General features: G+C 32.6%; 29 protein-coding genes. 15 read left to right on the top strand and 14 right to left on the bottom strand.

What is annotated here, in order from left to right; translation table 11 throughout:
• Nucleotides 1-363 precede the first annotated feature (363 nt).
• From K8N75_RS12020 to K8N75_RS11990, 7 genes are all read left to right on the top strand, one after another.
• Nucleotides 364-1,014: a TetR/AcrR family transcriptional regulator gene (locus K8N75_RS12020; RefSeq protein WP_338038052.1), complete on the top strand. Its 651-nt coding sequence runs from the start codon at nucleotides 364-366 to the stop codon at nucleotides 1,012-1,014.
• On the top strand, nucleotides 1,011-2,375 hold the full coding sequence (locus K8N75_RS12015; RefSeq protein WP_223792288.1) for a flavodoxin family protein: 1,365 nt from the start codon (nucleotides 1,011-1,013) through the stop codon (nucleotides 2,373-2,375). The genes K8N75_RS12020 and K8N75_RS12015 overlap by 4 nt, the downstream gene beginning before the upstream one ends.
• 243 nt (nucleotides 2,376-2,618) lie before the next feature.
• Complete coding sequence (locus K8N75_RS12010) at nucleotides 2,619-2,984, top strand: class I SAM-dependent methyltransferase (RefSeq protein ID WP_338038051.1); 366 nt, start codon at nucleotides 2,619-2,621, stop codon at nucleotides 2,982-2,984.
• 12 nt (nucleotides 2,985-2,996) lie between these two features.
• Nucleotides 2,997-3,206 carry a hypothetical protein gene (locus tag K8N75_RS12005; protein WP_223792287.1) on the top strand — a complete coding sequence of 70 codons (210 nt, stop codon included), beginning with the start codon at nucleotides 2,997-2,999 and terminating at the stop codon, nucleotides 3,204-3,206.
• Between the two features lie 229 nt (nucleotides 3,207-3,435).
• Nucleotides 3,436-4,134: a DUF4013 domain-containing protein gene (locus tag K8N75_RS12000; protein ID WP_223792286.1), complete on the top strand. Its 699-nt coding sequence runs from the start codon at nucleotides 3,436-3,438 to the stop codon at nucleotides 4,132-4,134.
• A 738-nt stretch (nucleotides 4,135-4,872) separates the two neighbouring features.
• Nucleotides 4,873-5,334 (top strand): universal stress protein, encoded by a 462-nt coding sequence (locus K8N75_RS11995; protein ID WP_223792285.1) that lies wholly within the window; start codon nucleotides 4,873-4,875, stop codon nucleotides 5,332-5,334.
• Nucleotides 5,335-5,444: 110 nt separating this feature from the next.
• Nucleotides 5,445-7,199, top strand: coding sequence for an MFS transporter (locus K8N75_RS11990; RefSeq protein WP_255590966.1), 1,755 nt, complete (start codon nucleotides 5,445-5,447; stop codon nucleotides 7,197-7,199).
• A 622-nt stretch (nucleotides 7,200-7,821) separates the two neighbouring features.
• Here the strand turns inward: K8N75_RS11990 and K8N75_RS11985 are convergent.
• The 9 genes from K8N75_RS11985 to K8N75_RS11945 form a co-directional block, all read right to left on the bottom strand.
• On the bottom strand, nucleotides 7,822-8,094 hold the full coding sequence (locus tag K8N75_RS11985) for a hypothetical protein (protein WP_223792284.1): 273 nt from the start codon (nucleotides 8,092-8,094) through the stop codon (nucleotides 7,822-7,824).
• A gap of 85 nt (nucleotides 8,095-8,179) precedes the next feature.
• Nucleotides 8,180-8,884 carry a DUF169 domain-containing protein gene (locus K8N75_RS11980; RefSeq protein ID WP_223792283.1) on the bottom strand — a complete coding sequence of 235 codons (705 nt, stop codon included), beginning with the start codon at nucleotides 8,882-8,884 and terminating at the stop codon, nucleotides 8,180-8,182.
• A 174-nt stretch (nucleotides 8,885-9,058) separates the two neighbouring features.
• Nucleotides 9,059-9,442, bottom strand: a complete 384-nt coding sequence (locus tag K8N75_RS11975) for a hypothetical protein (protein ID WP_223792282.1) — start codon at nucleotides 9,440-9,442, stop codon at nucleotides 9,059-9,061.
• A gap of 72 nt (nucleotides 9,443-9,514) precedes the next feature.
• A complete protein-coding gene (locus K8N75_RS11970) occupies nucleotides 9,515-9,862 on the bottom strand; it encodes a hypothetical protein (RefSeq protein WP_223792281.1) in 348 nt (115 codons plus the stop codon).
• Nucleotides 9,862-10,152 (bottom strand): zinc-ribbon domain-containing protein, encoded by a 291-nt coding sequence (locus K8N75_RS11965; RefSeq protein ID WP_223792280.1) that lies wholly within the window; start codon nucleotides 10,150-10,152, stop codon nucleotides 9,862-9,864. Before K8N75_RS11965 ends, K8N75_RS11970 begins: the two co-directional genes overlap by 1 nt.
• 25 nt (nucleotides 10,153-10,177) lie before the next feature.
• Nucleotides 10,178-10,762, bottom strand: coding sequence for a PH domain-containing protein (locus tag K8N75_RS11960; protein ID WP_223792279.1), 585 nt, complete (start codon nucleotides 10,760-10,762; stop codon nucleotides 10,178-10,180).
• A gap of 239 nt (nucleotides 10,763-11,001) precedes the next feature.
• A complete protein-coding gene (locus tag K8N75_RS11955) occupies nucleotides 11,002-11,511 on the bottom strand; it encodes a hypothetical protein (RefSeq protein ID WP_223792278.1) in 510 nt (169 codons plus the stop codon).
• Nucleotides 11,512-12,460: 949 nt separating this feature from the next.
• On the bottom strand, nucleotides 12,461-12,679 hold the full coding sequence (locus tag K8N75_RS11950) for a TRAM domain-containing RNA chaperone (protein WP_048190293.1): 219 nt from the start codon (nucleotides 12,677-12,679) through the stop codon (nucleotides 12,461-12,463).
• A 78-nt stretch (nucleotides 12,680-12,757) separates the two neighbouring features.
• Complete coding sequence (locus K8N75_RS11945) at nucleotides 12,758-12,988, bottom strand: TRAM domain-containing RNA chaperone (protein WP_048192414.1); 231 nt, start codon at nucleotides 12,986-12,988, stop codon at nucleotides 12,758-12,760.
• 786 nt (nucleotides 12,989-13,774) lie between these two features.
• Between K8N75_RS11945 and K8N75_RS11940 the strand changes: the two genes are divergently transcribed.
• From K8N75_RS11940 to K8N75_RS11925, 4 genes are all read left to right on the top strand, one after another.
• The gene (locus tag K8N75_RS11940) at nucleotides 13,775-13,942 is read left to right on the top strand and encodes a ribbon-helix-helix protein, CopG family (protein WP_223792277.1); all 168 of its coding nucleotides are present in this window, start codon (nucleotides 13,775-13,777) and stop codon (nucleotides 13,940-13,942) included.
• Between the two features lie 104 nt (nucleotides 13,943-14,046).
• Entirely contained in the window at nucleotides 14,047-14,196 is a 150-nt protein-coding gene (locus K8N75_RS11935) for a hypothetical protein (protein ID WP_223792276.1), read from the top strand.
• Between the two features lie 225 nt (nucleotides 14,197-14,421).
• Nucleotides 14,422-15,357 (top strand): transcription initiation factor IIB, encoded by a 936-nt coding sequence (locus K8N75_RS11930; protein ID WP_048192411.1) that lies wholly within the window; start codon nucleotides 14,422-14,424, stop codon nucleotides 15,355-15,357.
• A 151-nt stretch (nucleotides 15,358-15,508) separates the two neighbouring features.
• Entirely contained in the window at nucleotides 15,509-15,655 is a 147-nt protein-coding gene (locus K8N75_RS11925) for a hypothetical protein (protein WP_223792275.1), read from the top strand.
• A gap of 68 nt (nucleotides 15,656-15,723) precedes the next feature.
• Here the strand turns inward: K8N75_RS11925 and tnpB are convergent, their stop codons facing one another.
• The 3 genes from tnpB to K8N75_RS11910 all read right to left on the bottom strand — a co-directional run bounded on the left by tnpB (nucleotide 15,724) and on the right by K8N75_RS11910 (nucleotide 18,382).
• A complete protein-coding gene (gene tnpB, locus K8N75_RS11920; RefSeq protein ID WP_223792274.1) occupies nucleotides 15,724-16,854 on the bottom strand; it encodes an IS200/IS605 family element RNA-guided endonuclease TnpB in 1,131 nt (376 codons plus the stop codon).
• 246 nt (nucleotides 16,855-17,100) lie between these two features.
• Complete coding sequence (locus K8N75_RS11915) at nucleotides 17,101-17,757, bottom strand: DUF166 domain-containing protein (RefSeq protein WP_223792273.1); 657 nt, start codon at nucleotides 17,755-17,757, stop codon at nucleotides 17,101-17,103.
• Nucleotides 17,758-17,809: 52 nt separating this feature from the next.
• On the bottom strand, nucleotides 17,810-18,382 hold the full coding sequence (locus K8N75_RS11910; RefSeq protein ID WP_223792272.1) for an arsenate reductase ArsC: 573 nt from the start codon (nucleotides 18,380-18,382) through the stop codon (nucleotides 17,810-17,812).
• A gap of 321 nt (nucleotides 18,383-18,703) precedes the next feature.
• On the opposite strand from K8N75_RS11910, the gene K8N75_RS11905 reads away from it, so the two are divergent.
• From K8N75_RS11905 to K8N75_RS11895, 3 genes are read left to right on the top strand one after another with little or no spacing between them, the layout of a single operon-like run.
• Complete coding sequence (locus K8N75_RS11905) at nucleotides 18,704-19,036, top strand: ArsR/SmtB family transcription factor (protein ID WP_223792271.1); 333 nt, start codon at nucleotides 18,704-18,706, stop codon at nucleotides 19,034-19,036.
• A gap of 21 nt (nucleotides 19,037-19,057) precedes the next feature.
• Complete coding sequence (locus tag K8N75_RS11900; protein ID WP_223792270.1) at nucleotides 19,058-20,494, top strand: B12-binding domain-containing radical SAM protein; 1,437 nt, start codon at nucleotides 19,058-19,060, stop codon at nucleotides 20,492-20,494.
• Nucleotides 20,478-21,203, top strand: a complete 726-nt coding sequence (locus tag K8N75_RS11895; RefSeq protein WP_223792269.1) for a restriction endonuclease — start codon at nucleotides 20,478-20,480, stop codon at nucleotides 21,201-21,203. Before K8N75_RS11900 ends, K8N75_RS11895 begins: the two co-directional genes overlap by 17 nt.
• Before the next feature lie 90 nt (nucleotides 21,204-21,293).
• Here K8N75_RS11895 and K8N75_RS11890 read toward each other — a convergent pair whose 3' ends face one another.
• On the bottom strand, nucleotides 21,294-21,626 hold the full coding sequence (locus tag K8N75_RS11890; protein ID WP_223792268.1) for a zinc ribbon domain-containing protein: 333 nt from the start codon (nucleotides 21,624-21,626) through the stop codon (nucleotides 21,294-21,296).
• Nucleotides 21,627-21,885: 259 nt separating this feature from the next.
• Between K8N75_RS11890 and K8N75_RS11885 the strand changes: the two genes are divergently transcribed.
• The gene (locus K8N75_RS11885; RefSeq protein WP_223792267.1) at nucleotides 21,886-22,803 is read left to right on the top strand and encodes a hypothetical protein; all 918 of its coding nucleotides are present in this window, start codon (nucleotides 21,886-21,888) and stop codon (nucleotides 22,801-22,803) included.
• Nucleotides 22,804-22,888: 85 nt separating this feature from the next.
• On the opposite strand, the gene K8N75_RS11880 is transcribed toward K8N75_RS11885, so the two are convergent.
• Nucleotides 22,889-23,266, bottom strand: a complete 378-nt coding sequence (locus K8N75_RS11880) for a hypothetical protein (protein ID WP_223792266.1) — start codon at nucleotides 23,264-23,266, stop codon at nucleotides 22,889-22,891.
• Between the last annotated feature and the right edge of the window lie 796 nt (nucleotides 23,267-24,062).

The raw sequence follows: 24,062 nt of genomic DNA, 5'->3' as shown, positions 1-24,062 counted from the left end.
ATTATTTAATGAATTTGTTCCATTTTCACTCTTCTTATCACCACCAAATAATTAATAAATTTTGTATATTTATTATTACTTTCTACATTATATTAATGAATTTGGGATTAATAAAGTTTACCAACCAAGAAATTTTTTTTCATATTTCCGTATTTTGTTCCTTAAAAGATTATTCTCGAACTTTTATCATAGATCACGAATTTTCACGACATCCTTGATAATTTCAAGGCCATTACATAGAATAATATTTTGTGAATTTTTCAGAAACCTTTATAAGTGAAAAGTTACCAAGAGTAACATGTTACTGTGGGTAACTTAAATTACCATAAGTAACCTATTATAGAATTTAAGGAGGGAATCTAAATTTCAATTTCACCGAGAAGAAAACGGGACAGAGAAAGAAAGACAAATGAAATAGTTGTTGCTGCTGAAAATGAGTTCTTTTCAAAGGGATATGAAAAAACTACAATGGAATCCATAGCAGCTAAACTCGAACTAACCAAACCCGCTTTGTACAGATATTTTAAAAATAAAGATGACCTTTATTATGCTGTTGTGCTTCGTGGTACAATTATATTAGCAAATATGATGGATAAGGAAGTTGCATCACAAGATACAGGTATAAAAAAAATTTATGCAACAGGTTTAGCATACTGCAAATTCTACAAAGAATATCCAGACTACACAAAGGTTTTGCTGGAAGCAAAAGCCGATTTTAGTCCGGTTAAAGATAGTATAAACCTTGAAAAACTGATAGAATACAGCACAAAACAATTAACAATCATGTGCAATGCAATTGAGACAGGAAAGAAAGATGGAACAATAAGGGCAGATATTGACACGTTCATGACCGCTTTATATCTGATAGAATCAACAACCGCCATACTGCAGTTATCAAAGAATACAGAGTTTGCAATTAAGTCCATGGGAATAAATAAAGAAGAATTTATACGCCACTCCTTTAAATTAATGGGTAATTCAATCGAAAATAATGATAAGGAGAATAATATATGAAAATAATTGTTTTAAATGGAAGTCCCAAGGGGAATGTTAGTGTTACAATGCAGTATGTTAAGTTTATACAGGAAAAGTTTCCAGAACATGAATTGAAAATAATGAACATATCTGAAAGAATAAAAAAGATTGAAAGGAACGAAGCATATTTTAAAGAAATTATAAGTGAAATAGACAGTGCAGATGGAATTTTATGGGCATTTCCACTCTATGTTTTCCTAGTTGCAGCCCAGTACAAAAGATTTATAGAAATGATAACAGAAAAGCAAGTACAATATGCTTTTAAAAATAAATATACTAGTGTATTAACAACTTCAATACATTTCTATGACCATACAGCACATAATTACATGAATGCTATATGTGATGACCTTGATATGAAATATTTAGGATACTACTCTGCAGATATGGAAGACTTGTTCAAGGAAAGTGAAAGAAAAAATTTAACAACCTTTGCAAGAAACTTCTTTGAAGATATCAAATCTGGTGTGGTTACAACTAAAAATTATTTACCAATATCTAAAAAAGAATTCCAATACAAACCCAGTTTAAGCCCCGAAAAAATAGATAATCATAACCAAAAGGTTGTTGTGATTTCAGATTTAATTAAAGATGATTCTAATTTAAATTCAATGGTTAAAACCTTTAAAAACTCATTAGATAATGTCGAGTACTTCAATTTAAATGATATCGATATTAAAGGCAGTTGTCTAGGATGTTTACAGTGTGGCTATAACAATGTTTGTGTATATGAGGGTAAAGATGATTTTATTGACTTTTACAATAAATTAAAGGGTTTTGATGTCATTATCTTTGCAGGTACCATTGAAGACCGTTACTTATCAAGTACGTGGAAAGAGTTCTTTGACAGGGGATTTTTCAACACCCATATTCCAATTTTTAAAGATAAACAGTTGGGATTCATTATTTCAGGACCATTGAATCAAAATTCAAATCTGCGTGAAATCATGGATGGTTACAGCCAATGGCAGGAAGCCAATCTTGTGGACTTTGTAACAGACGAATCTGAGGATTCAAATGAAATTGACATGGCATTACAAAACCTTGCAAGGCAAGTTATTAGATCTGCTAGTTCCAATTATGTTAAACCTTCAACTTTCCTTGGTGTAGGTGGAATGAAAATATTCAGGGATGCTATCTATGGAAGGCTTAGATTTCCATTCCAGGCTGATCACAAGTACTACAGTGAAAATGGATTATATGATTTTCCCCAGAAAGATATGAAAATAAGAGTCCAAAACATGATACTTATTCTAATATCCAAAATACCCAGTATACGGAAGGATATCTATCAAAAGAAACTTAAACAAGAAATGATTCGGGCATTTGAAAATATATAAAATAAATGCTTTCCCCAAATAATTAAATGAAATATTAAATTATGGTTATTTTAATGAAATGGGATGATGAGATATATCTATGGAAAAACCAGACTATGGTAATTGGGTGCCTATAAAATCTATTTAGATTGCAGGATTTTTGGGAGTCTTTTTATTATTATCCTCATTTTTATTCCTTTTATCCATAATTGGGGCGATTTTTTTCTTTATTTGTACAGCGTACTTCATCTATGCAAGGAATAAATTCTCTCCAAATGGGGGGGGAATCTACAGTCTAAGATACATGATCTGGTTTTAGACTGTTTAAGCTGGGATGGTAACGGTAAGTTAATTGATATAGGATGTGGAAATGCACCGCTTAGTATTAAAGCTGCAAAAAAATATTCTAAAGCCCATGTTACAGGCATTGATTATTGGGGTGGGATGTGGGATTTTTCACTAAAAGTTTGTGAAAAAAATGCAAAAATTGAGGGTGTCCAAGACAGGATAACTTTCCAAAAAGCTTCAGCATCTGATTTGCCATTTGAAAATAATTATTTTGATGCTGCAGTCAGTAATCTTGTTTTTCATGAAGTACAAGATACAAAGGATAAGAGAGATGTTATTTAAGAAGCTTTAAGAGTGGTAAAAAAAGGTGGTACATTCGCATTTCAAGATCTTTTCCATGAGAAGAGAATATATGGCGATATTGAGGATCTGTTGGAGACAATCAGAAGCGGGGGAGTTGAAAGTGTTGAGTTTTCAAGCACCAAAGATTCTAAATTCATTCCTAGAGCTTTGAATTTACCATTTATGGTAGGTACCATTGGAATTATCTATGGTAAAAAATAATCATATCTCAGAATTAATTTTTTTTAAAAATAACTAAATACCCAATTGGGGGCATTTTTATGGTTCTGGTTCTTCTAAACCATTGTAACAGCCAACCAATTATTTGGAACTAATATAAAATTTTTATTTGATTAAAATTTCTAATTTTGCTTTTTAGATTGGAATATGACATAACTATAAATATTTAAATACTGAACATTTATTTGTTGTTAATAGGAGGTTACATAGTATGAATTTTAAAGATGTATTCATAGATTCACTTAGTTATCCATTTACCGATTTAAAAAGATTTATAGTATTATTGCTTCTATTTTTGGGATCATTTTTACTTATTCCTGCTTTGGTTGGCTATGGATATTTATTAAAAATTATAGATCATACTATGAAAGGCAAGAGCGGCCTTCCCGATTATGATAAAGCTGGTGATTTAATAGTGCCAGGTATAAAATATTATGTGATCAATTTAATTTATGGAATTCCTTCGCTAATTATTGCTTTTTTACTCTTAAACAGATTAGATCTAAATGCTCTTTCAACAACTCTTACATTAACAAATCCAATAAATATGATCCTACTTATGATAGTTGGATTTTTAGTTAGTATTGTTTTTATCATAGGATTAGCGAATATGGTCTATGAAAAACGTTTTATGGCTGCATTTGATTTTAAAAAAATATTTCATCTAATAAATAAAATTGGATGGAAGAAATACTTAGCATATATATTAGTATACTCTTTAATTGTAAACATAATCAGCCTTTTCACATTAACTCTGTTAATGCCAACCATCAATCCGGGATCGTTAGGAAATATCTTTTATTACCTAATTTTCACTGCTATCAACATTATATTGAGTTCTTATAGCCGTATCTTTGGAAGTAGATTTAAAGGGTTAATTTATCCTTTAGAAATGAAAGAAGGTGAATAAACAAATATTTTAAACATTTAAATTTTTTTTATAACAATTTAATTATTCTTTTTCTTTTTTTAGATCCCATAGCTTATTAAAATACCAAGTTATAAAAGATAAAAATACCGAATTAATGTATGGAGTATTCTTTGCTATTAAAAATTTGAAATATTAATCTTTTTTAGAATTAATAATTTAATTGAATTTATATTAATAGCGTTTTTGATTGTGTTACATCACCACCAAGTTAGAAGTCATTGTGTTTTGGTGTTGGTTGTTCCTTCATATTTGTTGGAAGGTATGATATTATTGCGATCTTAACTGGTTTTGGTCGTTTTAACAGAGCAAATTCCAGTTTGCTCTATACAATAATTAACTAGGTTTCAGTAGTGAAATCTTTCCTAGATCATATGGTTTTAAAGTGAACTACCCCTCCCTTTCGGAAGGAGCTTCTTCCTTCATTAAATCCACTAATGTGGTTTTTTTCAGAGAAGCTTTAATTTCCGTAGTTCCTACGGTACTGATTAGATTAAGTGTAGTATGCTTGGTTATCGCATACGATAATATTAATTATTGTTAAATTATTATTTATATGTAGTGGTTGGATTCATCCCCACCCTCACGGATGGGGTCTTCTCCAACATTAAGATAAAATTACTGGGATATATTTTTACAATTTAGATATTCCCATCCTAAACATCTTGATATATTAAATTTTTATGTTCAAAAACAAATAATATTAGTGGAGCAAGATACATGTACAAAAAAATTTTATTACCCACAGATGGTTCATTAAATGCAGAAAAGGCAGGTAAACATGCTTTATGGTTAGCAAATACCAGCAACGCCGAAATTGTAGTTTTATATGTTTATGAACTTTACAGTCCAAGAATTGGTGTTTTACCTTTATCAATAGTACCTGGTTCAAACGAAACATTATACGAACCCTTGAAGGAAGAAGGAAAAAAATATGCCTATGAGTTTAAAGAAAAATTAAAAATACTTGAAGCTGAGAAAGGTTATAAAAACATTAAAATAACCGCAGTTATTGAAGAGGGAAGACCTTACAATGCAATACTCAATATGATAGAATCTGAAAACTTTGATCTTGTAGTAATGGGTGCTTCAGGTAAACATGGTCTAGATAGATATACTCTGGGAAGTGTAACTGAACGGGTTGTTAGGGAAACTAAGAAACCTGTTTTAGTGATTCCATGACTGTAAAATCTTAACAGTTTATTCTAATTATAAATAATAATCTTTAATTAAATTTAATTCTTATATATTGTTCTATGGTTTAAAATAAGTTTATATGAAGGTGTGACACTTTGAATGGAAATAATAATGGTACAAGTAATGATTCAGTTGGTAAAAGTGGGCGGGGAATAGATTATAAATGGATAGCCCTTTCTAATGTGATTATAGCATCGTTGATGGGAATGATAAATATGAGTATTGTTCTCATTTCGCTTCCAGCTATTTTCAATGGAATTCATATCGATCCTTTAACATCTTTCCAGTACCTTCTCTGGATTTTGATGGGATACGGTCTGGTAACAGCTACGCTACTCCTTAGTTTCGGCAGGTTGTCAGATATTTATGGACGAGTTAAGCTCTTTAAATTAGGTTTTCTAATATTTACTGTAGGATCTATACTTCTCTATCTTACTCCTTCTACTGGAGATGCTGGTGCACTGGAAATTATCATATTCAGGATTGTGCAGGCAGTTGGAAGTGCTTTATTTATGGCCAACAGTTCGGCAATACTCACCGATGCATTTCCATCCAATGAAAGGGGTAAAGCTCTTGGGATAAACATGGTTGCATTGATGTCAGGTCAGTTTATAGGGCTGATCCTGGGTGGAATACTTGCAATATTCGATTGGAGATTTGTATTCCTGGTGAGTGTACCATTCGGTATTCTTGGTACTATCTGGTCCTCATTGAAGCTTAAAGAAACATCTATTAAGGCTCCAAAAACCAAACTTGATATTTGGGGTAATGCAGTATTTGTGTTAGGAATTACATTGCTGCTTGTTGGAGTTACCTATGGATTAATGCCCTATGGAAATGATCCCATGGGCTGGGCCAATCCCTGGGTAATTGCATCCATGGTTGCAGGTCTTGTGTTTCTGGTTATATTTCCATTCATTGAAAGACGTGTCCCGTCTCCAATGTTCCGTTTGGATCTCTTTAAGATTAAAATGTTTACCTATGCCAATGCAGCTGCACTTTTAAATGCCCTAGGAAGAGGTGGTATGATGTTCATGCTCATACTTCTATTGCAGGGTATCTGGCTGCCATTAAATGGGTACAGTTATGCTTCAACACCTTTCTGGGCCGGAATTTACATGCTCCCACTCACTGCAGGTGTGATAATTATGGGTCCAATTTCAGGTTGGCTCTCTGATAAGTATGGTCCAAGATGGATTGCAACTATTGGAATGATTATAACCACCCTTTCATTCCTTGTACTTGCAGATCTTCCTTACAACTTCCAGTACGTGTATTTTGGATTAGCACTCTTTATGATGGGTGTTGGTAATGGTATGTTTGGATCTCCCAACAGTGCATCTATTATGAACTCTGTACCTGCCCAAGACAGGGGTGTTGCATCTGGAATGATGACAACTGTTATGAACACTGCTTTTACAGCCAGTATGGCCATGTTCTTCACCATACTCATAGTTGGAATTACCCAACGGTTCCCTGAGGCAATGACTGCTTCGCTGGTTTCAATTGGAGCTGTTAAACTTGCACCAGTCCTGAGTAATATACCCCCTACAGGTGCTCTGTTTTCAGCTTTCCTGGGTTACAACCCAGTTGAAAGCATATTGGCAAATCTTCCGCCTTCAGTTGTGGCTTCAATACCAGCTGCAACTAAGACCACTATTACAGGAACAACGTGGTTCCCATCGGCCTTTGCAACTGCATTTATGCCTGCACTTAAACTATCATTTTATATTGGTGCGGCTTTCTGTGCTGTGGCTGCTTTGTTATCATGGCTTCGTGGAGGAACCTATATTCATGGAATGGAAAATCCTGAAGAAGTTGAAGAATTGAAGGATTCAAAAAAAGGGTAGTAAGTAAAAAAAAGTCATAAAATTAAGAATTAAATTTTTTTTTATTTCCTTTTTTTTAGTTATCGAGAAGTAATTATTGTGTGGTTAATTTTTTAGAGTTTTTTGTGCTGTTTTCCATTTTTAGTTTTTGTATGGATATATTGAAACATGAGATTGGCTTACTTCTTCTGAGGCCATTAAATTCTTGTTTTGACCATAATAGAAATTAAAAAGTAATGGTTAGTACTGTTCTAGATTGTCAAATTGTTGCTATAGTTGGGTATATTATTTTTTCCTTTTCCAAACCGATTGTCACATTTAGGACAGTTGCATATTTCTCCACTTGGTAGCATTGAATTGACACAATCCATTAGTCCTTTATACCACATTTTGGACATTTCTTAATTTTTCTCATTATATATATTCCCTCCTGTAATTTCAAATTATTTCAAACACCTTTTATTTTTTATTTAATTTTACATATATCGATGCGTATTTATATGCATCTTGTAGTATTCAATTTGAAGATCATATTTTTATATTTTTTTAAAAAGGGATTGTATCACTTAAATTAACATTTATTACACATAGTCCGACAAAATAATTTAAAAAAAATAATTCAATACAATCTATTTTACAACCCCTATTTGTCTTTGGATTTTCTAAATCTTGCTAAAAATCCTTTGCTTGCTGGTTTGATATTTTCATTGAGATAGGTACTGTGTTCGTTCACTGTTTCATCCATTTTATTAATTCTCTGCATCATCTTTTCAAATGATTCCTTGTAATCATCTGCATGGATAATCACAACTATATCATTTGGTTTGAATGATTCCATTGCTTCAATGGTTTTAATTGTGTTTGAATCTACAACTCTTCCTGTTGTTGACCTTAGATTCTTTTTTTTGGAATTCATTAGTTTCACATTCATTGGTTTTTTAGAGATTTTAGAAGTTTCTTCTAGTTTTGTATTATGTTACTGTCTTTTAAATTATTATGTTTCAATCTGGTTGGAATTCTTCTGGGATGATTGCTGCTGCTTCTCCAGCGGAGCATAGTGGTATGGCTTCTATTAAGTTGTTTATCCGTTCGTATGGTATTGATACAAAGGTAATGTCAGTATCGAATTTTTGGTGGTTTCTTGCTGTCCAATCTCCTACGGATACATTGGTATTTCCTGACATTATGGTGTATGAGATTGCTGTATTGCATAATGCGCCGATTAATTGTTGTTTTGGTGATACTCCATCCCAGTATGTGTCTAATGATATGAGTCGACATGCTTGTTCAGGGTTGCATTGGAAAAGTATCATATCTGGCCTTATTTCAGCTTTATCTAAGGGGGTCATTACAATCCTGTCTGCAAGTCCTGTGGGCGGTTCTGTTGTGAGTTTCTGCATTCTCTCAAATGATACTATGGATCCTGTGAGTTTCTCGCCCTTGGTTAGGAATTTTTGCAGTCTTCTTTTCTGGTCATGGGAAGTTACCTCTGTGAATCCACAGTACTTGCTTCCACCTGGACATGTTGAAACATTTTCATCGATTAAAAAACTTTCTCCCTTTGCTGCAAGTTTTAAAGCTCTGCAGATGGATGTTTTTTCATATTTACCACTTGTTACTTCATCATTGGTAAATGATATTGCCAATGGTTCATATTTCAATCCAAAAGTTTGTTTAAAAAGTTTTGATTGTTCTTTGAAATCCATATTTACACCTCATGGAAAAAATAATTAATTTCTTATCTTATTATGTTAGCCATGAACAATAAAATTTTTGTAGTAATTGATTTCCTATTTTTGAAGTGATTATAAAATGTAAAAAAAATTATTAGTTCAATTTAAATTAAAAAAGATATTAGTAAGTAAGGCTTAAATTTGATTTTAAAGCTGTGTAATAGTACCTTCTATTGCGGCCTTTAGAATAACTCCATTTATGGGCATATTTCTCTGTCTGCCATTTATAGTGAAGGTCAGATTATTTTTATTGGTGCCGGTGAAATATTCTGCCTTTTGTTTATTTTCCCTTTGCGATTCAATACCATCGCTGTAGGCTGTGATGGCCATGATTTTTTTAAGGTCTATGTTGGTTGTTCTTTTGGATCCAATAAACACCATTCTTTTATTGGTTAGAATCAGGGATCCTTGATCAATGACCTTTATTTCCTCGTGTGATTCGCTTCTTGCAGCTGCTCCACCCATTCTAAAGGAAACTCCCTTGGCAACTCTTATGGTTGGTCCTCCATAGGCTGCCCTGGTTTGTCTCACGGACCGTGGCTCCTGTAGTGAGATGTTGTTCATGACCATAGATAAATGCTCATTTTTCTTTAAAATTACTGGTTAAGGGTCTTTGGTTGTGATGTTTATTGATCCATTTTGTAGACCCGTTAAAAAATGGTTAAGATCTGTTTGTTCCTGTGCCTTAATTTTCTGTAATTCTATTGCCCTATTATTTGCATCTATTTTTTGTTGTTCCTGGTCTGATACACCACCATCTCCTATTCGTATCCATTCTAGGTCTGTTAGGGATTGATGGTTGTATTTGATCCATACTGGTTGACTGGTATCTGAAATATTTGTTAATTTATATTTTGTACCCTTTTTCTCAAATACTGCACCACAGTTGTTACATTCCAATTTAATTTTGGTTCCAATACCCAACGATCCTTTGTGGGTGGTTAATATCATTATACCGTTTTACATATGATGCAGCTATCCTCTGGATTATCTGTTTCAATATCTGGATTATCTGTATCGGGAGGATTTGGTTCAGATTTATCTGTATCAACTTCATTGATGTTTTCTGTATTATCTGAATCCCATGTTGAATCTTCTATTTCTGAATTTTCCAAATTGTTATCTTCGTTATCTTCAGGAATTTCTGATAGTTCCTTTAGAGTTTCTATTAGGTTTATACCACATTCATTGCAAAATTTAGAATTGGGTGGGTTTTGTGTTCCACATTCTGGACAGAACATTCAGTTTCTCCGTAAAAGTATATTTTTATACTCCATATCTTCGATCGAATTTCTGTCCTTCTTTGAAATCTCTATGGTATTCCTCACCATCGCCTTCAATTTTCTGGTTGATCATATTTTCAATTTCCTTTGGTTTTGGAATGTTTTCAAGCAATAGAGATGTTCTATCATGGCCACTGTAAATTTGTATGTCACCAGAGTTTGAAGCCCTCTGGACAACACCTTGTGAAACAATGATATCTTGTATCTTATTATAATGCATGTAAACACTTTGTTTACTTATTACACCACTTTTTATCATTACCCTTTTATCTGTGAGTATGTAGCATGTGAATCTCCATGCTAGGAAACTCCATAGTAGGGATAAAAATATTAGTGCAATGATCAAAATCAGACCATATGTAAACCATTCAACAAATGGAATAGTGGTTAAATATGTGATCTTTCCCTGTACAACTGCAGCATATCCAATTAATGTTGTGAAGAAGAAGAGTAAAAGTAGCAGTATAATGAATCTAAATAAAGCAGATTCTAATGCTGAAATAAATCTTGGTCTTGTATTGAATAAAATTCTTTCTCCAGGATGTCTTGGTTGATTGTTTCTACTCATACTAAATACATCTCCATTTGAATAACTAAATATTTTACTGAAATGTATCGGTAAAATAATTTTTCATGAAATATATGATAATGATTAATGAATTGAATGTTAATGATGAAATATATGATAATGATTGATATTATATGTTGAATTGAAATATCTGTATTGTTATATGTGTATTATCTTAAAAAAAAGTAAGTGATGGGGTTATTTAATATCCTCTATTTTATTTTAACAATATTTTTTATTTATGTACTGACTGTTGTTGTTGTGTGTACTGGTTTTATTGGTTTGATTGGTTTAACTGGTTTTTTGATTGGGTGGTGTTTTTTCGGTGTTGTTACTTTTTTAAGTATTTTCTCTGTTACAGTTACTTTCCATTCAAGATTTTTGGTTTTGAACTGGAATGCTTTTATTTTCTGGTCAGCAGATGTTGTTGGATTGGTTTTGTAGTTGGTTATTGCTGTGTTTAGTCTTTTTGCCTGTTTTTCAAACTGGTTCAATGATGTTAATAGTCCTTTGGTGTTCTTTTTACCAGCGTATGTTGTTTTTAGTCCTTCAATCTTAGTTATAAGATCGTTTAATTTTGTCTGTGCAGCATCTAATTTTGCAAGCTGATCCGTTGTTAAAACTACCGGTGTAGTTGTTGTTGTATCTGCAGCAAATATTGGTGCTGTACTAGCAAATATTGTGAGTACACAAAATACTGCTAAAAGGTTTTTTCGCATGTTAATCTCGCCTCCGTTCCCAAATTCCAAATATAACTTCTGGAACTTGGACACTAATTTGTACCTTCATGATCACTTATAAAGGTTATGGTTTAAAATCGATAAAAACACCCAATATGCGTGCTGTTTTTAATTTAAAGCTCTCATTAATAGTATGATATTAGCCTATACAAGAAGAGCCCGATAACTGAGTATTTTCAATAAATTAAACTTATTTAAACCCCTTTACATAAAAAACAACAGTTTCAATCGTATTGACTAAGCCCATTCACACCCTTAAAACTATAAAAATGGTAGAAAACACCCCAATACTAAATAATACAATTATATTGGGTTAATACAGTTATTATGATTATAATGCCCTTTTAATCCTTAAAATAGGGATATTTATTCTTTTATTAAAAATTGGGGCATTATTATGAACTTTGATATTATTCTCAATATTCTGTATGGAAACGTCTTTTGTAGTGTTTAATCAAAAGTGAACTACCCCTCCCTTTCGGAAGGAGCTTCTTCCTTCATTAAATCCACTAATGTGGTTTTTTTCAGAGAAGCTTTAATTTCCGTAGTTCCTACGGTACTGATTAGATTAAGTGTAGTATGCTTGGTTATCGCATACGATAATATTAATTATTGTTAAATTATTATTTATATGTAGTGGTTGGATTCATCCCCACCCTCACGGATGGGGTCTTCTCCAACATTAAGATAAATAATTCCGTCATTCAGTAAAATTTGTTCTAATTAGTAAAAGAAATAATTTTTTGTATCAATCTGGTAAGAATTATATAGATCTTTCCTATTGAGAAATAGATCTTTTAGTTAGATCATTTACAGAGCGAGAATAGATTGGATTGTAGGTAGATCAGAAATAATATAATTATGAATTTAGAATAAAATAAAAAAAAGTTTTGTGAAAATTAAATTAAATTAATTTTCAATGCAAAAATTGATAAATTTAAAAAAAGATTTTTGGGGGTTATTCTACTATGTCAGCAAAACCAAAATTCCTTCTTACAGAGTTAACTCTGATTGTAACTTCGTCACCGACTTTAGCGCCTGCAACAAAAACAACAAAACCTTCGATACGAGCAATTCCGTCTCCGTCTCTGCCAGTATCCTCAATTTTAACATCGTATTCTCCGCCTTCCTTAATAGGTGCGTCATTTCCTCTATCATTTCCGTAATTTCCAAACATATTTATACACTTCCAATATATGGCCTTGGGCCCAAAATTCAAATATTTTATTTAAATTATTTGTATTAAATAATTTATTTATTCTACTATGTCAGCAAAACCAAAGTTTCTTCTAACAGAGTTAACTCTTACAGTTACTTCGTCACCGACTTTAGCGCCTGCAACAAATACAACAAAACCTTCGATACGAGCAATTCCGTCTCCGTCTCTGCCAGTATCTTCGATTTTAACTTCGTATTCTCCGCCTTCCTGAATAGGTGCGTTGTTTCCTTTATCATTCCTGTTATCATTTCCGTAATTTCCAAACATACTCATATTAATTCACTTCCAATTTTTAGCCCGAAGGCCGATTTAAATATTTTATTCAATTAATCTATTTAATTCTTTTTATTTATATACCTAATGCTATTATTCTTCAACATCTGCCATAATTCCGTATTCAATTTCTATTTCGCAACCTTTCGGGCCACAGCAGAAGTGTTGTAAATCAAATTTTACCATCATTTTTTCACCTCTCAATAACTAATTTTTTTTACCAAAGTAAAATTTATTATAGAGTTGAATCATTTCTAGATTATTCTTATTAAGATCAGCTTTGTAATTTCCTAACCTGAAAAATTTTAGATGGAATAGTATTTTTGAAATTAAAAATTCAAAAAAAGAATCTGTATTTTTAAGAATAATCCTAAAATAGTAGTAATCCTGCATCAAATCAATCATTTTCAATTTAGTTTTATTGTAAAAGCCAGTAACTTTTCCAACTCTGTATTTATATGTAATCATAATATGTAACTCATAGTATATAAAGTAGTGAATTATAATTTATTTCTTTAAATAATAGAAAGCTTTTTATAGTTGAAAATATTATGGTATATATACAAATCGGTTTTGTATAACTTTTGTATAACAAAAACGATCACTTTATATATTATGTAATACATATATATAGTTTGAAGATGTTAAATAAATTGATATAAACTTTTCCCAATAGTTTAATACAGTCTTTTAAGACCTACTATTCTAGGGGTAGTGCAAATATAAGGTTTTCACTGCAAATTCTTTGACACTTCTATTTTTATTGTTGAGGTAGATTATATGTCTAAAAAGATAGCTGTAGGTTTAAGATTAGATGAAACACAATTAGATCAACTAAAAAGTTTTTCTAAACGTAAAGGCGGAAGTCCAGTCAGCCATCATATTCGGATTGCAATAGCAGAATATTTAGAAAAATATGATAACTGGGACGAACATATAACACAATGATCATATTAACAGATTTTATTTTAGGTAAATGTCAGATTTAACAATTAATATTTGAATATTTAACTAAATTTTTATTAATCGATTTTTTTAAAAAGTGATAAATTATGAGCGAATTAATTCATATAGAAGATAAAGGAGTTATGAAACCAACTAAGCATAAAGACTCCTTTAGATGCAGTAAATGCGGTTTTATGGTACGTAAAAATCAGATACACCACAAATATCAGGAAGGTATTCTTGAAATACCAATATAATAATATTATTCTAAAAAGTAATATAACGATAATACAGGATGAATATTTTAAATTTAAATCTTATTCACAGTTTAAGATGAGGGGATGAAAGGTATGGATAAAACTCATGAACCTGAAGTTTCAGGAAAAGAACAGTTGAAACAGGAAGTTTCAGTAAAAGAAGAGATGAAACAGGAAGTTTCTGGAAAAGAAGAGATGAAACAGGAAGTTTCTGGAAAAGAGCAGATGAAACAGGAAGTTTCAGAAATCGAAGCAAATGAAACCAAATGCCCCGAATGTGGGTCTGAAAATATTATAAACGACCAGGGTCGTGGCGAAGTTGCTTGTGGAGCATGTGGTCTTGTTATAGACGACAGTATAATGGATATGGGTCCTGAGTGGAGAGCCTTTGATAGTGAACAGCGTGATAAGAGAACCAGAGTTGGTGCTCCTATGACTTACACAATACACGATAAGGGACTTTCAACCATGATCGACTGGAGAAATAAAGATATATACGGTCGTGACATACCTGCCAGAAATCGTGCACAGTGGTACAGGCTCAGAAAATGGCAGAGAAAGATCAGAATATCCGGTGCAACCGAAAGAAACCTTGCATTTGCACTATCCGAACTGGACAGGGATTCTTCAAGACTGGGACTTCCAAGAAGTGTTAGGGAAGCAGCATCAGTAGTTTACAGAAATGCTGTTGAAAACAAGTTAATCCGTGGAAGAAGTATTGAAGGAGTTGTAGCAGCATCGCTGTACGCAGCATGCAGAAAATGCGGAGTTCCAAGGACACTCGATGAAATAGCAGAAGTTTCAAGGGTAGGTAAAAAAGAAGTTGGAAGGACATACAGGTTCCTTACAAGGGAATTGAACATCAAATTACCGCCAACATCACCAGTTGACTACGTTCCAAGATTCGCAAGTGATTTAAACCTTTCAGGTGAAGTTCAGTCTAAAGCCATTGAAATTATTGGTATGGCAATGGATAAGGGACTCACATCTGGAAAAGGACCTACAGGAGTTGCAGCAGCAGCACTTTACATAGCATCAGTACTTTTAGGTGAAAGAAAAACACAGAGAGATGTTGCTGAAGTTGCTGGGGTTACAGAAGTAACCATCCGTAACAGGTACAAAGAAATCAGCGAAGAAATTGAAATGGGTTTAACATTATAACTAACCCATTTTAAAATTATTTTGAACTGATATTCTAATAATTTAAATATAAATCAATTTTTTTATTTTTATAAATGGACAAGAAATCCAATAAATTGATATTATAAACTATTAAAATTCGAAGATAAATCTTAAAAGGAGAATGTATACTATGAGTAATAAAAAATGTGGATGTAAAATAGAAGAAATCAAAAAACCAGTCGTAAAAACCGAAGAAAAAGAGGATTGTGGCTGTAAAACTGAAAAAAAACCAGAACCTAAAAAGAATGAAGATTGTGGCTGCGGTTGTGGAAAGTGAAATACCCATTCCTTTGGGAGGGGTTTCTTCCTTCATTGAATCCACTTTTGTGGTTTTCTCAGAGAAGCTTAAAATTCCGTAGTTCCTACGGTACTGATTAAATTTTGCTTATTCATTGCAAAATCACGAATATTAACTGCTGCATTGACATCACGATCATGTTTCTTTTCACACTTTGGACAAATCCATTCACGATGATGTAATTTCAAATTACAGTTATGGTATCCACAATTGCTGCATATTTTACTTGATGGTTCAAACTGTCCTAACTTGAGTAATGTTTTACCATACCACTCACATTTATATTCCAATTTATCTATGAACCCTGCCCAGCCAACATCACTTATACTTTGTGAGAGGTTATGGTTTCGTAGCATGCCTTTAATATTTAATTTCTCTATTGATATTGCTTGATTCTCACATACAATAGATTTACTAAGTTTATGCTGAAAATCATTACGTATGTTTCGTATTCGTTCATGAATACGACTAATTTTTAACTTTTGTTTTTCACGATTATTTGAACCTTTCTGTTTACGTGATAACTTCCGTTGTTCACGTTTAAGTCGTTTCAACTGTTGTTTAAATGGACGTGGATTATTAACCTTAACACCGTTACTAGTAATTAAGAAGTGTGTTAATCCCATATCCAATCCTATGGTGGTTTTTTGATTGAATTTTACCTTCTCTGGTAATGATTTTTTATCATCAATTAGAATACTGATATAATATTTACCAGTATTTGTCATGGAGCTTGTTGCTGTTTGCTGTATACCTTTGAATTGTCTATGTAATTTTGTTTTTATCCATCCTATTTTAGGAAGGTATATTTTATTGTTATTGAAATCAACTTTATAATTCTGTGGCACATTGAATGATTGTACCCTATTTTTCTTTGATTTAAAATGTGGAAATCCTTTTTTTTCTCTGAAAAACTTTGTGAATGCATTATCAAGGTTAAGTGTAGCTCCTTGTAATGATTGACTGTTAATTTCTTTGAGCCATACTTCACTCTGTTTGAGTATTGTTATTTCTTTGTTAAGATCGAAACGGGATATTGATTTACCAGTTTCATTATATGTTCGGATTTTATATTCTAATCCCCAATTATACACATATCGACATGCTCCCAAATGTTTGTTCACCATTTCTTCTTGATTTTTAGTCGGATACATTCGATATCTATATGCCCTTAACATAATACTATTTATTGCTAAATTATTATTAATATATTATGGTTGAATTCATCCCCACCATCATAGTTTGGGAATTCTCCAACATTAGGATAAACTTAATTAAAATAAAAAATTTATCAAAAAATGTAGAGTAGAAACTAATATTGTAATTACTCATCCATTTTTTAAATATTCTTTTTGTTCTTTTATTCCATCTCTCTATTTATTTTACATTAATTTTATTTATAATATCCCAGCATTCTTTAAAGGTTACATTGCATCTTCAAATGCATCTTTATGTAATCCGGAGGCCAGTTGTTTTTTACATTCTTCATCCGAGAAAAGCCTTACCTTAGCTGCTCTGCATGGATAGTGCTGTAATTTAAGCCCTGCTTCTTTTGGAAAATCTTCAACATCAGGTGTTTGTCCAATATATTTTTCCTTGAGGTATCCTGCAACAAATGCTGTAGATCCACATGGAGAAGACCTTAAAACTGTTATATCACTGATCTTATCATCATCATATTCTAATACTATTTTGGGTTTTCCTATTTTTGATACAAACTCATCAAATTTAGGGTTTCCATTTTCTTCAAGTTCGCACATTATATATGGACATGTAACATTTCCATGGGACATTAATTGATTTTTAAATCCATCACCCTTCCACGATGCAACAATTATCCATTCAACCTGGTTGTGAAACATATCAACCAGTTCTAAAGTTAAATCGGGATGATTGGTGTATGCTATTAAAATATCCGCACTTTCAATAATTTTCAAATCCCTTTCAGGAATTACAATTTCATCTATGAACATTGCCTCAGGTTTTTCAAGTTCAATAAACGCTGTATCAAATAATTCATTAATTGTTTCAAATGCCCTGTCCCCATATTTGCCATCTGTAACTATAACTACTTTTAACAACTAATCACCCTTAGAAATTTTTTTTTTAATCAAATTTAGTTTATTTGTATCTCTACCTTAATTTTGAATCATTATCCTCTGTACAGCATCCATTATCCTCTGTTCTTTTATCCTGTGGTTCACAGCAGTTATCATCATCAGAATCACAACAAATATCTTCATCATCCAGATCACAACAGATATTTCCTTCGCCATTACCTTTTCCATTAATCTGATAGTTAAACAGGTCTTGTATCCAATCCCCTATTTCGTCTCTTATCCCTCTAAAATATTCAATTTTTTCTGTTTCACTACCCTCAAATATCGATGGATCTTCAAATGGTTTTTTGAAGTATTTTTTTCCTCCAACAAAAAATGGACATGCATTGTAGGGATTTCCACATACAGTGACAACATAATCAAATTCCTGGCCATCATAGTCTTTTAAACTGTTTGTGGTATGTTTAGAAATATCTATTCCTATTTCATTCATAACCTGGACTGCTGTTTGATTAATTTCTCCCGGATCACTGCCTGCACTGAAAACTTCATAGTTTTCCCCATAGAAATTTCTAAAAAATCCTTCTGCCATCTGAGATCTTGAAGAATTGTGTATACACATGAATAATATTCTTTCCCTTGTCAAAATACTCATCTCCATCTACATAAAAGTTGAAATTTATTAATATAATGTTTATTTTTGTCTGTACTCTAATCGAGATTTACTATATTATGTTTTAAGATGTTTATTCAAGAATTGATTGTTTATAAAATATTTCATGCTAACTCTATACTTTTGAATAACTTAAGTAGAAAAGCCTGAATTCGAAAAAATTCGAATTCAATTATATTAATTGTACCTATTAAAAATTCAGTTTGTAACCAAAAGATAAATCCAAAATACTTATAACAAAATATACAAACTTTTTCTATGGAAAAAAATTGTTGCTGTCCAACAGATACTGAAATGAAATTGATCTGGGAAAGTGAACTTAAAAGGGAGTCAGATTCTTTAAAAAATTCTAATATCCAAGAAATTGCATTATTACTCAAAATAATAAGCAATCCCACCAGATTGCAAATAATAATGCATTTACTAAAAAAAGATTATTGTGTATGTGAATTGGTGTGCCTGTTGAATGAAAAACAAAATCTGATCTCATACAACCTGAGTCTGCTTAAAAAACATGAAATAGTTGAATCCTACAACCGTTCCAAGGATAAGTACTATAAACTGGGTTCAAATGAAAATGCATTACTAATCCTGAATTTTATTAATGAAAAATTAATGGTTAAATAAATTTTTAAAGGAAGTGTATCCATGAAAATTTTATTTGTTGAACCTCCTAAGGATTTATGGTTTGTAATGGGAGAATATACTCCCCCACCACTGGGTATTCTCCAGTTAGCTTCATTTATTGAGTCAAGAATGCCAGAAATTGATATTGAAGTTCTGGACTGCCAGGCTGAATCAGTTGGTTGGAATAAATTAGCGAAACGTATAGAAAATTTTGAACCAGATATAGTTGTTTCCAGTGCCCTTGCAACCTGTAACACCTACACCGTATTAAGAGCCCTTGACACAGTTAAAAAAATAGATCCAAATATTAAAACTGTTGTTGGTGGACAGCACTTCACTGCCCTTGCCCAGGAAAGTCTGGAAGATTATTCTGAAATAGATTTTATTATAAGGGGTGAAGGTGAACTCACACTACTCGACTTAGTTCAAACACTTGAACATGAGAAAACACCCCTGAAGGTTAGGGGAATATCATTCAGACATGATGGTAAAGTAATACACAATCCTGAGCGTCCTCTTATTGATAATCTGGATGATCTTCCATTTCCAGGCTACCACTTTGTAGAAGATCATATTGATAAATACCATTTCAAGATGATGGCCGGTCCAAATGCTGGTTACGCCATGGTGGAAGCTTCAAGGGGATGTGTACACAAATGTACCTTCTGTTCGCAATGGCCATTCTGGGGTGGTAAATGGAGAAGCAAATCCCCTGAAAGAATTGCAGATGAGATGGCACATATCTATAATGAATACGATATCAGTTTTCTATGGCTCACAGATGATAACCTGGGACTGGGAAAGAAAACCAGCGAAATATGTGATGAATTAATAAAAAAAGATGTCACAGATGATTTAACATGGTTTTTCCAGGCCCGAAGCGATGATATTATTAAAAATGCAAAGATTCTACCAAAACTTCGAAAGGCTGGTAACTACTGGATTATGGCTGGACTTGAACGCCATGATGATAACACCCTGAACAAATATCAAAAGGGGATAAAACCTTCAAATTCAAAGCTTTCAATGGATTTATTAAAGGAAAATGGAATATTTTCCCAGGCAACCATGATAATGGGAGATAGAAAAGATTCTCACTCCTCAATGCAAGATTTTAGAGAATATGTTAACTACGTTGATCCTGATCTGGCCGTATTCATGGTGTTAACACCGTTTCCAGGTACCGATCTCTATAAAACAGCCAGGGAAAATGGATGGCTCCAGGAGGATAACTGGGCCAACTACGATATGATACACGCTGTAATGCCCACAGAACACTTAACAATCTCCGAAGTTCAAGAGGAATTGTTTAAATGTTACAGGGATTTCTATGGCAGTATGAAAAGGAGAATAACAGGAATATTTTCTAAAAATATGTTTAAAAGGAAGACATATCGTTACATGGCCAGTCAAGGACTCTTAGAGTATATGAGGGATCTTGTTGATTTACAACCTTAATAAATTCAACCTTGAAAACCTTTATTTTTCATTTATAGGAATATCAGGTCTCATCATCCTTGCGGTAATGTTAATTTATCTGCCACCAACAGGATTTATGTACAATTTCCAGAAACCATTGCTATTCTTGATTTTTATTATTATCTGTATCATGGGAATGGTTGCAGCTATATCCCCAACAAAGTGTATAGGTTTGCTAAAGATTAAGAAACATATTCAAGAAGTCAATTCAGTTGACAAGAAATCTGATAAGAAAGAGTTCATGGGCCATCATCCTGACTGTGATAATTTTAAGAACCACACCTACACTTTAATGGGTAAAAAATACTGTGCAGGTTGCAGTGGCCTTTTTACAGGTTCATTGATTGCAGTTATAGGAATAATTATATATTATTTCCACGGAATGCCAGTATCCAATCCAAATATGATATTTGACATAGGATTTCTATTTGTTTTAACAGGTTTGCTTCAGAGTTTTCTGTTAAATATCCCTTCTAATACAGGAAAATTTATTTTTAACCTGATACTGGTTGTGGGTGCATTTCTGATGCTCATTGGCATTGCTGAAATAACAGGCAGCATCTTTATACAACTGTACTTTCTTTTACTGGTTTTTATTTGGATTATGGCCAGAATATCCAATTCTGAAAAAAAACATGGCGATATATGCGAAAAATGTAGTGAGGGATCTTACTGTGACTACAGATAGATCATCAAATAGTTAGATCCCTTGACATACTTTAATTCCTTGTAATTATATGGCCACTTACAATTTTCAAATGTATTTTATTGAGGGATTCTATCTTCTGCGTGAGTAATTGTATATTGCCCCTGCAACAAATAAAATTCCTATAATAACTATTATTATAGGCCATATATACTGCCAGAAAGCAAATCCATAGATAGATGATATTCCGAACAGTATTAAAAGAATTCCTACTATTAATCCAACTATTAAACCTCCGTGTGGCAGTCCAAAACATTCACCTCTTGGAGGGTATCCATCATCTCTTCGTCGACGATGCCACCTATCCCTGTAATTATCATCACTGTCCTTAAGTGAAGATCCACATTTGGAGCAGTATTCTGCATCATCCTCATTTTTTGTTCCACATTTATGGCAGTAAACCATTGAAATCACCAGTTTAATATTTATATTTATATATTGATAAATCATTTGATTAAAAAAAATTAAATTAAACTCCCATTTTGTAATAATTTTTTTCCCATGATAAATTTGTTCTTGGGGTTTAATTCAAACAGTCTGATATTGTTCTCTATTTTCATTATTACAATACTTTTTTTAAAAATTATGAAAATTATAACTGTATTAAGGTGCATAATAGTGTAATAGATATAATTATGGTAATTGATAAAAGAGGTGAAAAAATATGGTCGACTTTAAAGAAATAAAATCTATTGAACTTGTGCCTTTTACATTGATGACATCTTCGGTTAGTGCCATTCTGGCATTTATCTACGCAATAATACTGTTGATTACATTTGGAGTATTAGCAGCAGTTGTACCAACTGTAGGATTAGTATTTGCCAGTCTAGGTCTTTCAATGCTCGTCATTTTCCCGATTGGAAGCTTCCTTGTTTATGTTACACTATCATTTGTATCTGCACTCATTTACAATAAGTTAGTGCCTAGACTCGGTGGTATAAAATTGGGTCTTGAAGGAGATGAAGTTAAAAGCCTGCCGGTTGTACCATTTGCGTTAATAACATCCTGTGTTGGAGCAGTATGGGCATTTATAATTGGACTTTTACTAGCTGCAATTATTGTACCCCTAACAACATTAACAAGTACAATAATTCCACTCATAGCAGATGTAACAGCTAATGCAACAAACATGACTCCTGCAACTCTTCCTACAGGTTCAGCCGTAGGAACCGGAGGCGTAGTTCTTGCTTTATTGTTAATCATTGGCTTACCAATATTTGTATTTGTAGCAGGATTCATTGGTAATGCTCTATGGGCAATATTCTACAACTTCTTAATTCCTAGAGTCGGAGGAGTTAGATTATTGTTTGCACCAGCAGGAAACGCCCACGAGATAACTTCAATACCTGTAGTAGCAGCTGCACTCGCCCTTGCAGTAGTTGCAACAATATTTGGAATTATTCAAGGATTATTTAGCCTTGTAAATGGTATTATGGCCGGATCCGCTTCAATGGCTGTTGGAAGTTTAATTGGCAATATAATCGGAGCGTTCATAGGGACATTTATTATGGTTGCAATTATAACCATACTCTATAACTTCCTAGCCCCAAGAATAGGTGGAATTCAACTAGAACTTAAATAAAGGTTAATAAACCTTTATTTATTTTTAACATCTGCTTTTTGAATGAAAAATAAATTAAGAGGTAATTTATGAAAAATAACAACTCTCAATCAACAAAATCCCAGCCACCAAACAAACAAGATGGAAATGAACAACACCGCACTCGTGTATCTTTAACAAGTTCAGAGCGTGTATTGGCGGTCTTATTTGCTTTTGGTTTCATTTTGGGCTTTCTTTTGACACCATTAGGAGTCGAACCTCGTATGCCTGAACTACGGACACTAGCTTTCGCAGGGTTCTTCATAACCGTGGGTCTATTACTTCCACTAGCAGGGCTGGTTTCGATATGGCTACGAAGACCTAGACTCGCTGGAGTCTTGGCAGTAATCGATGCTGTGTTCATGTTCATCACAGCACCAGCAGACCAAGCTCTGTTCTTCTTCACGATCTCTCCCCCGCCTGCAGTTACCGCAGGTGAGTTCATTCTGATCTTCGTGGGCATAGGATACATGCTTTACGGACCACGTGTTTACGCCAAGAACCGAGAACCAGCTGCGAATTTCTCTCAATAACCTATAAAATAGCGCTGCTTCGATTGTCCAGGCATGAGGTTTTAGGGTTATTTAAAATAAAATTATGAAAATTAGTTTCAATTCAAATACAAATATTAGAAAAATTTTGAAAAATAAGTTCTGGAAAAATAAGTGATTAAAATTGGTTATTATAGAATTTAAGTCAATTAATTAGATAATAAATTTTGTTTTATAACCAATATTTTAAATATTTTTTTTTATTTTATTAAGAATAATTGGAATTTAGAGTTTTTGGATTGGAAACCCTTGGACAGGTTTAATCCTCAAAGTTTTATCTTTTAACTCCTCTTCCCCTTTTACTTCCCGCCTTTTTATAACCCTTCTTTTGTCTGGTTCTCTTGTTAGTTCCTGATATCTTTGCCATTTAATTCAACTCCTATTTGTTAATTTTAATTTTTTAGAAAATTCAGCACTGATACACCTTGTAACAGTACAAAAAACGCTTTTTTTAACCCGAATAAAGTTAATATAGCTTCTTTTTATGGTTTTGATTTGTGATCTTAAATAATGTTACTAAAGATCTCCTACGTCTATTCTTTAATTTAGTTTCTATAAATACTTTATATATTTGTTAATTTTGGATCTAAAATTATTTTTCATATAAAAAATTTATTATTTGGATATGATACTAGAATGGAATAAAACCATACAAATTCATAGAATTACATTATATATAAAGTTTTTATG

The sequence above is a fragment of the Methanobacterium spitsbergense genome (assembly GCF_019931065.1).
GTDB lineage: Archaea > Methanobacteriota > Methanobacteria > Methanobacteriales > Methanobacteriaceae > Methanobacterium_B > Methanobacterium_B spitsbergense.
The sequence above is the reverse complement of the archived record's forward strand: the minus strand, read 5'-3'. Positions and strand labels throughout refer to the sequence as shown.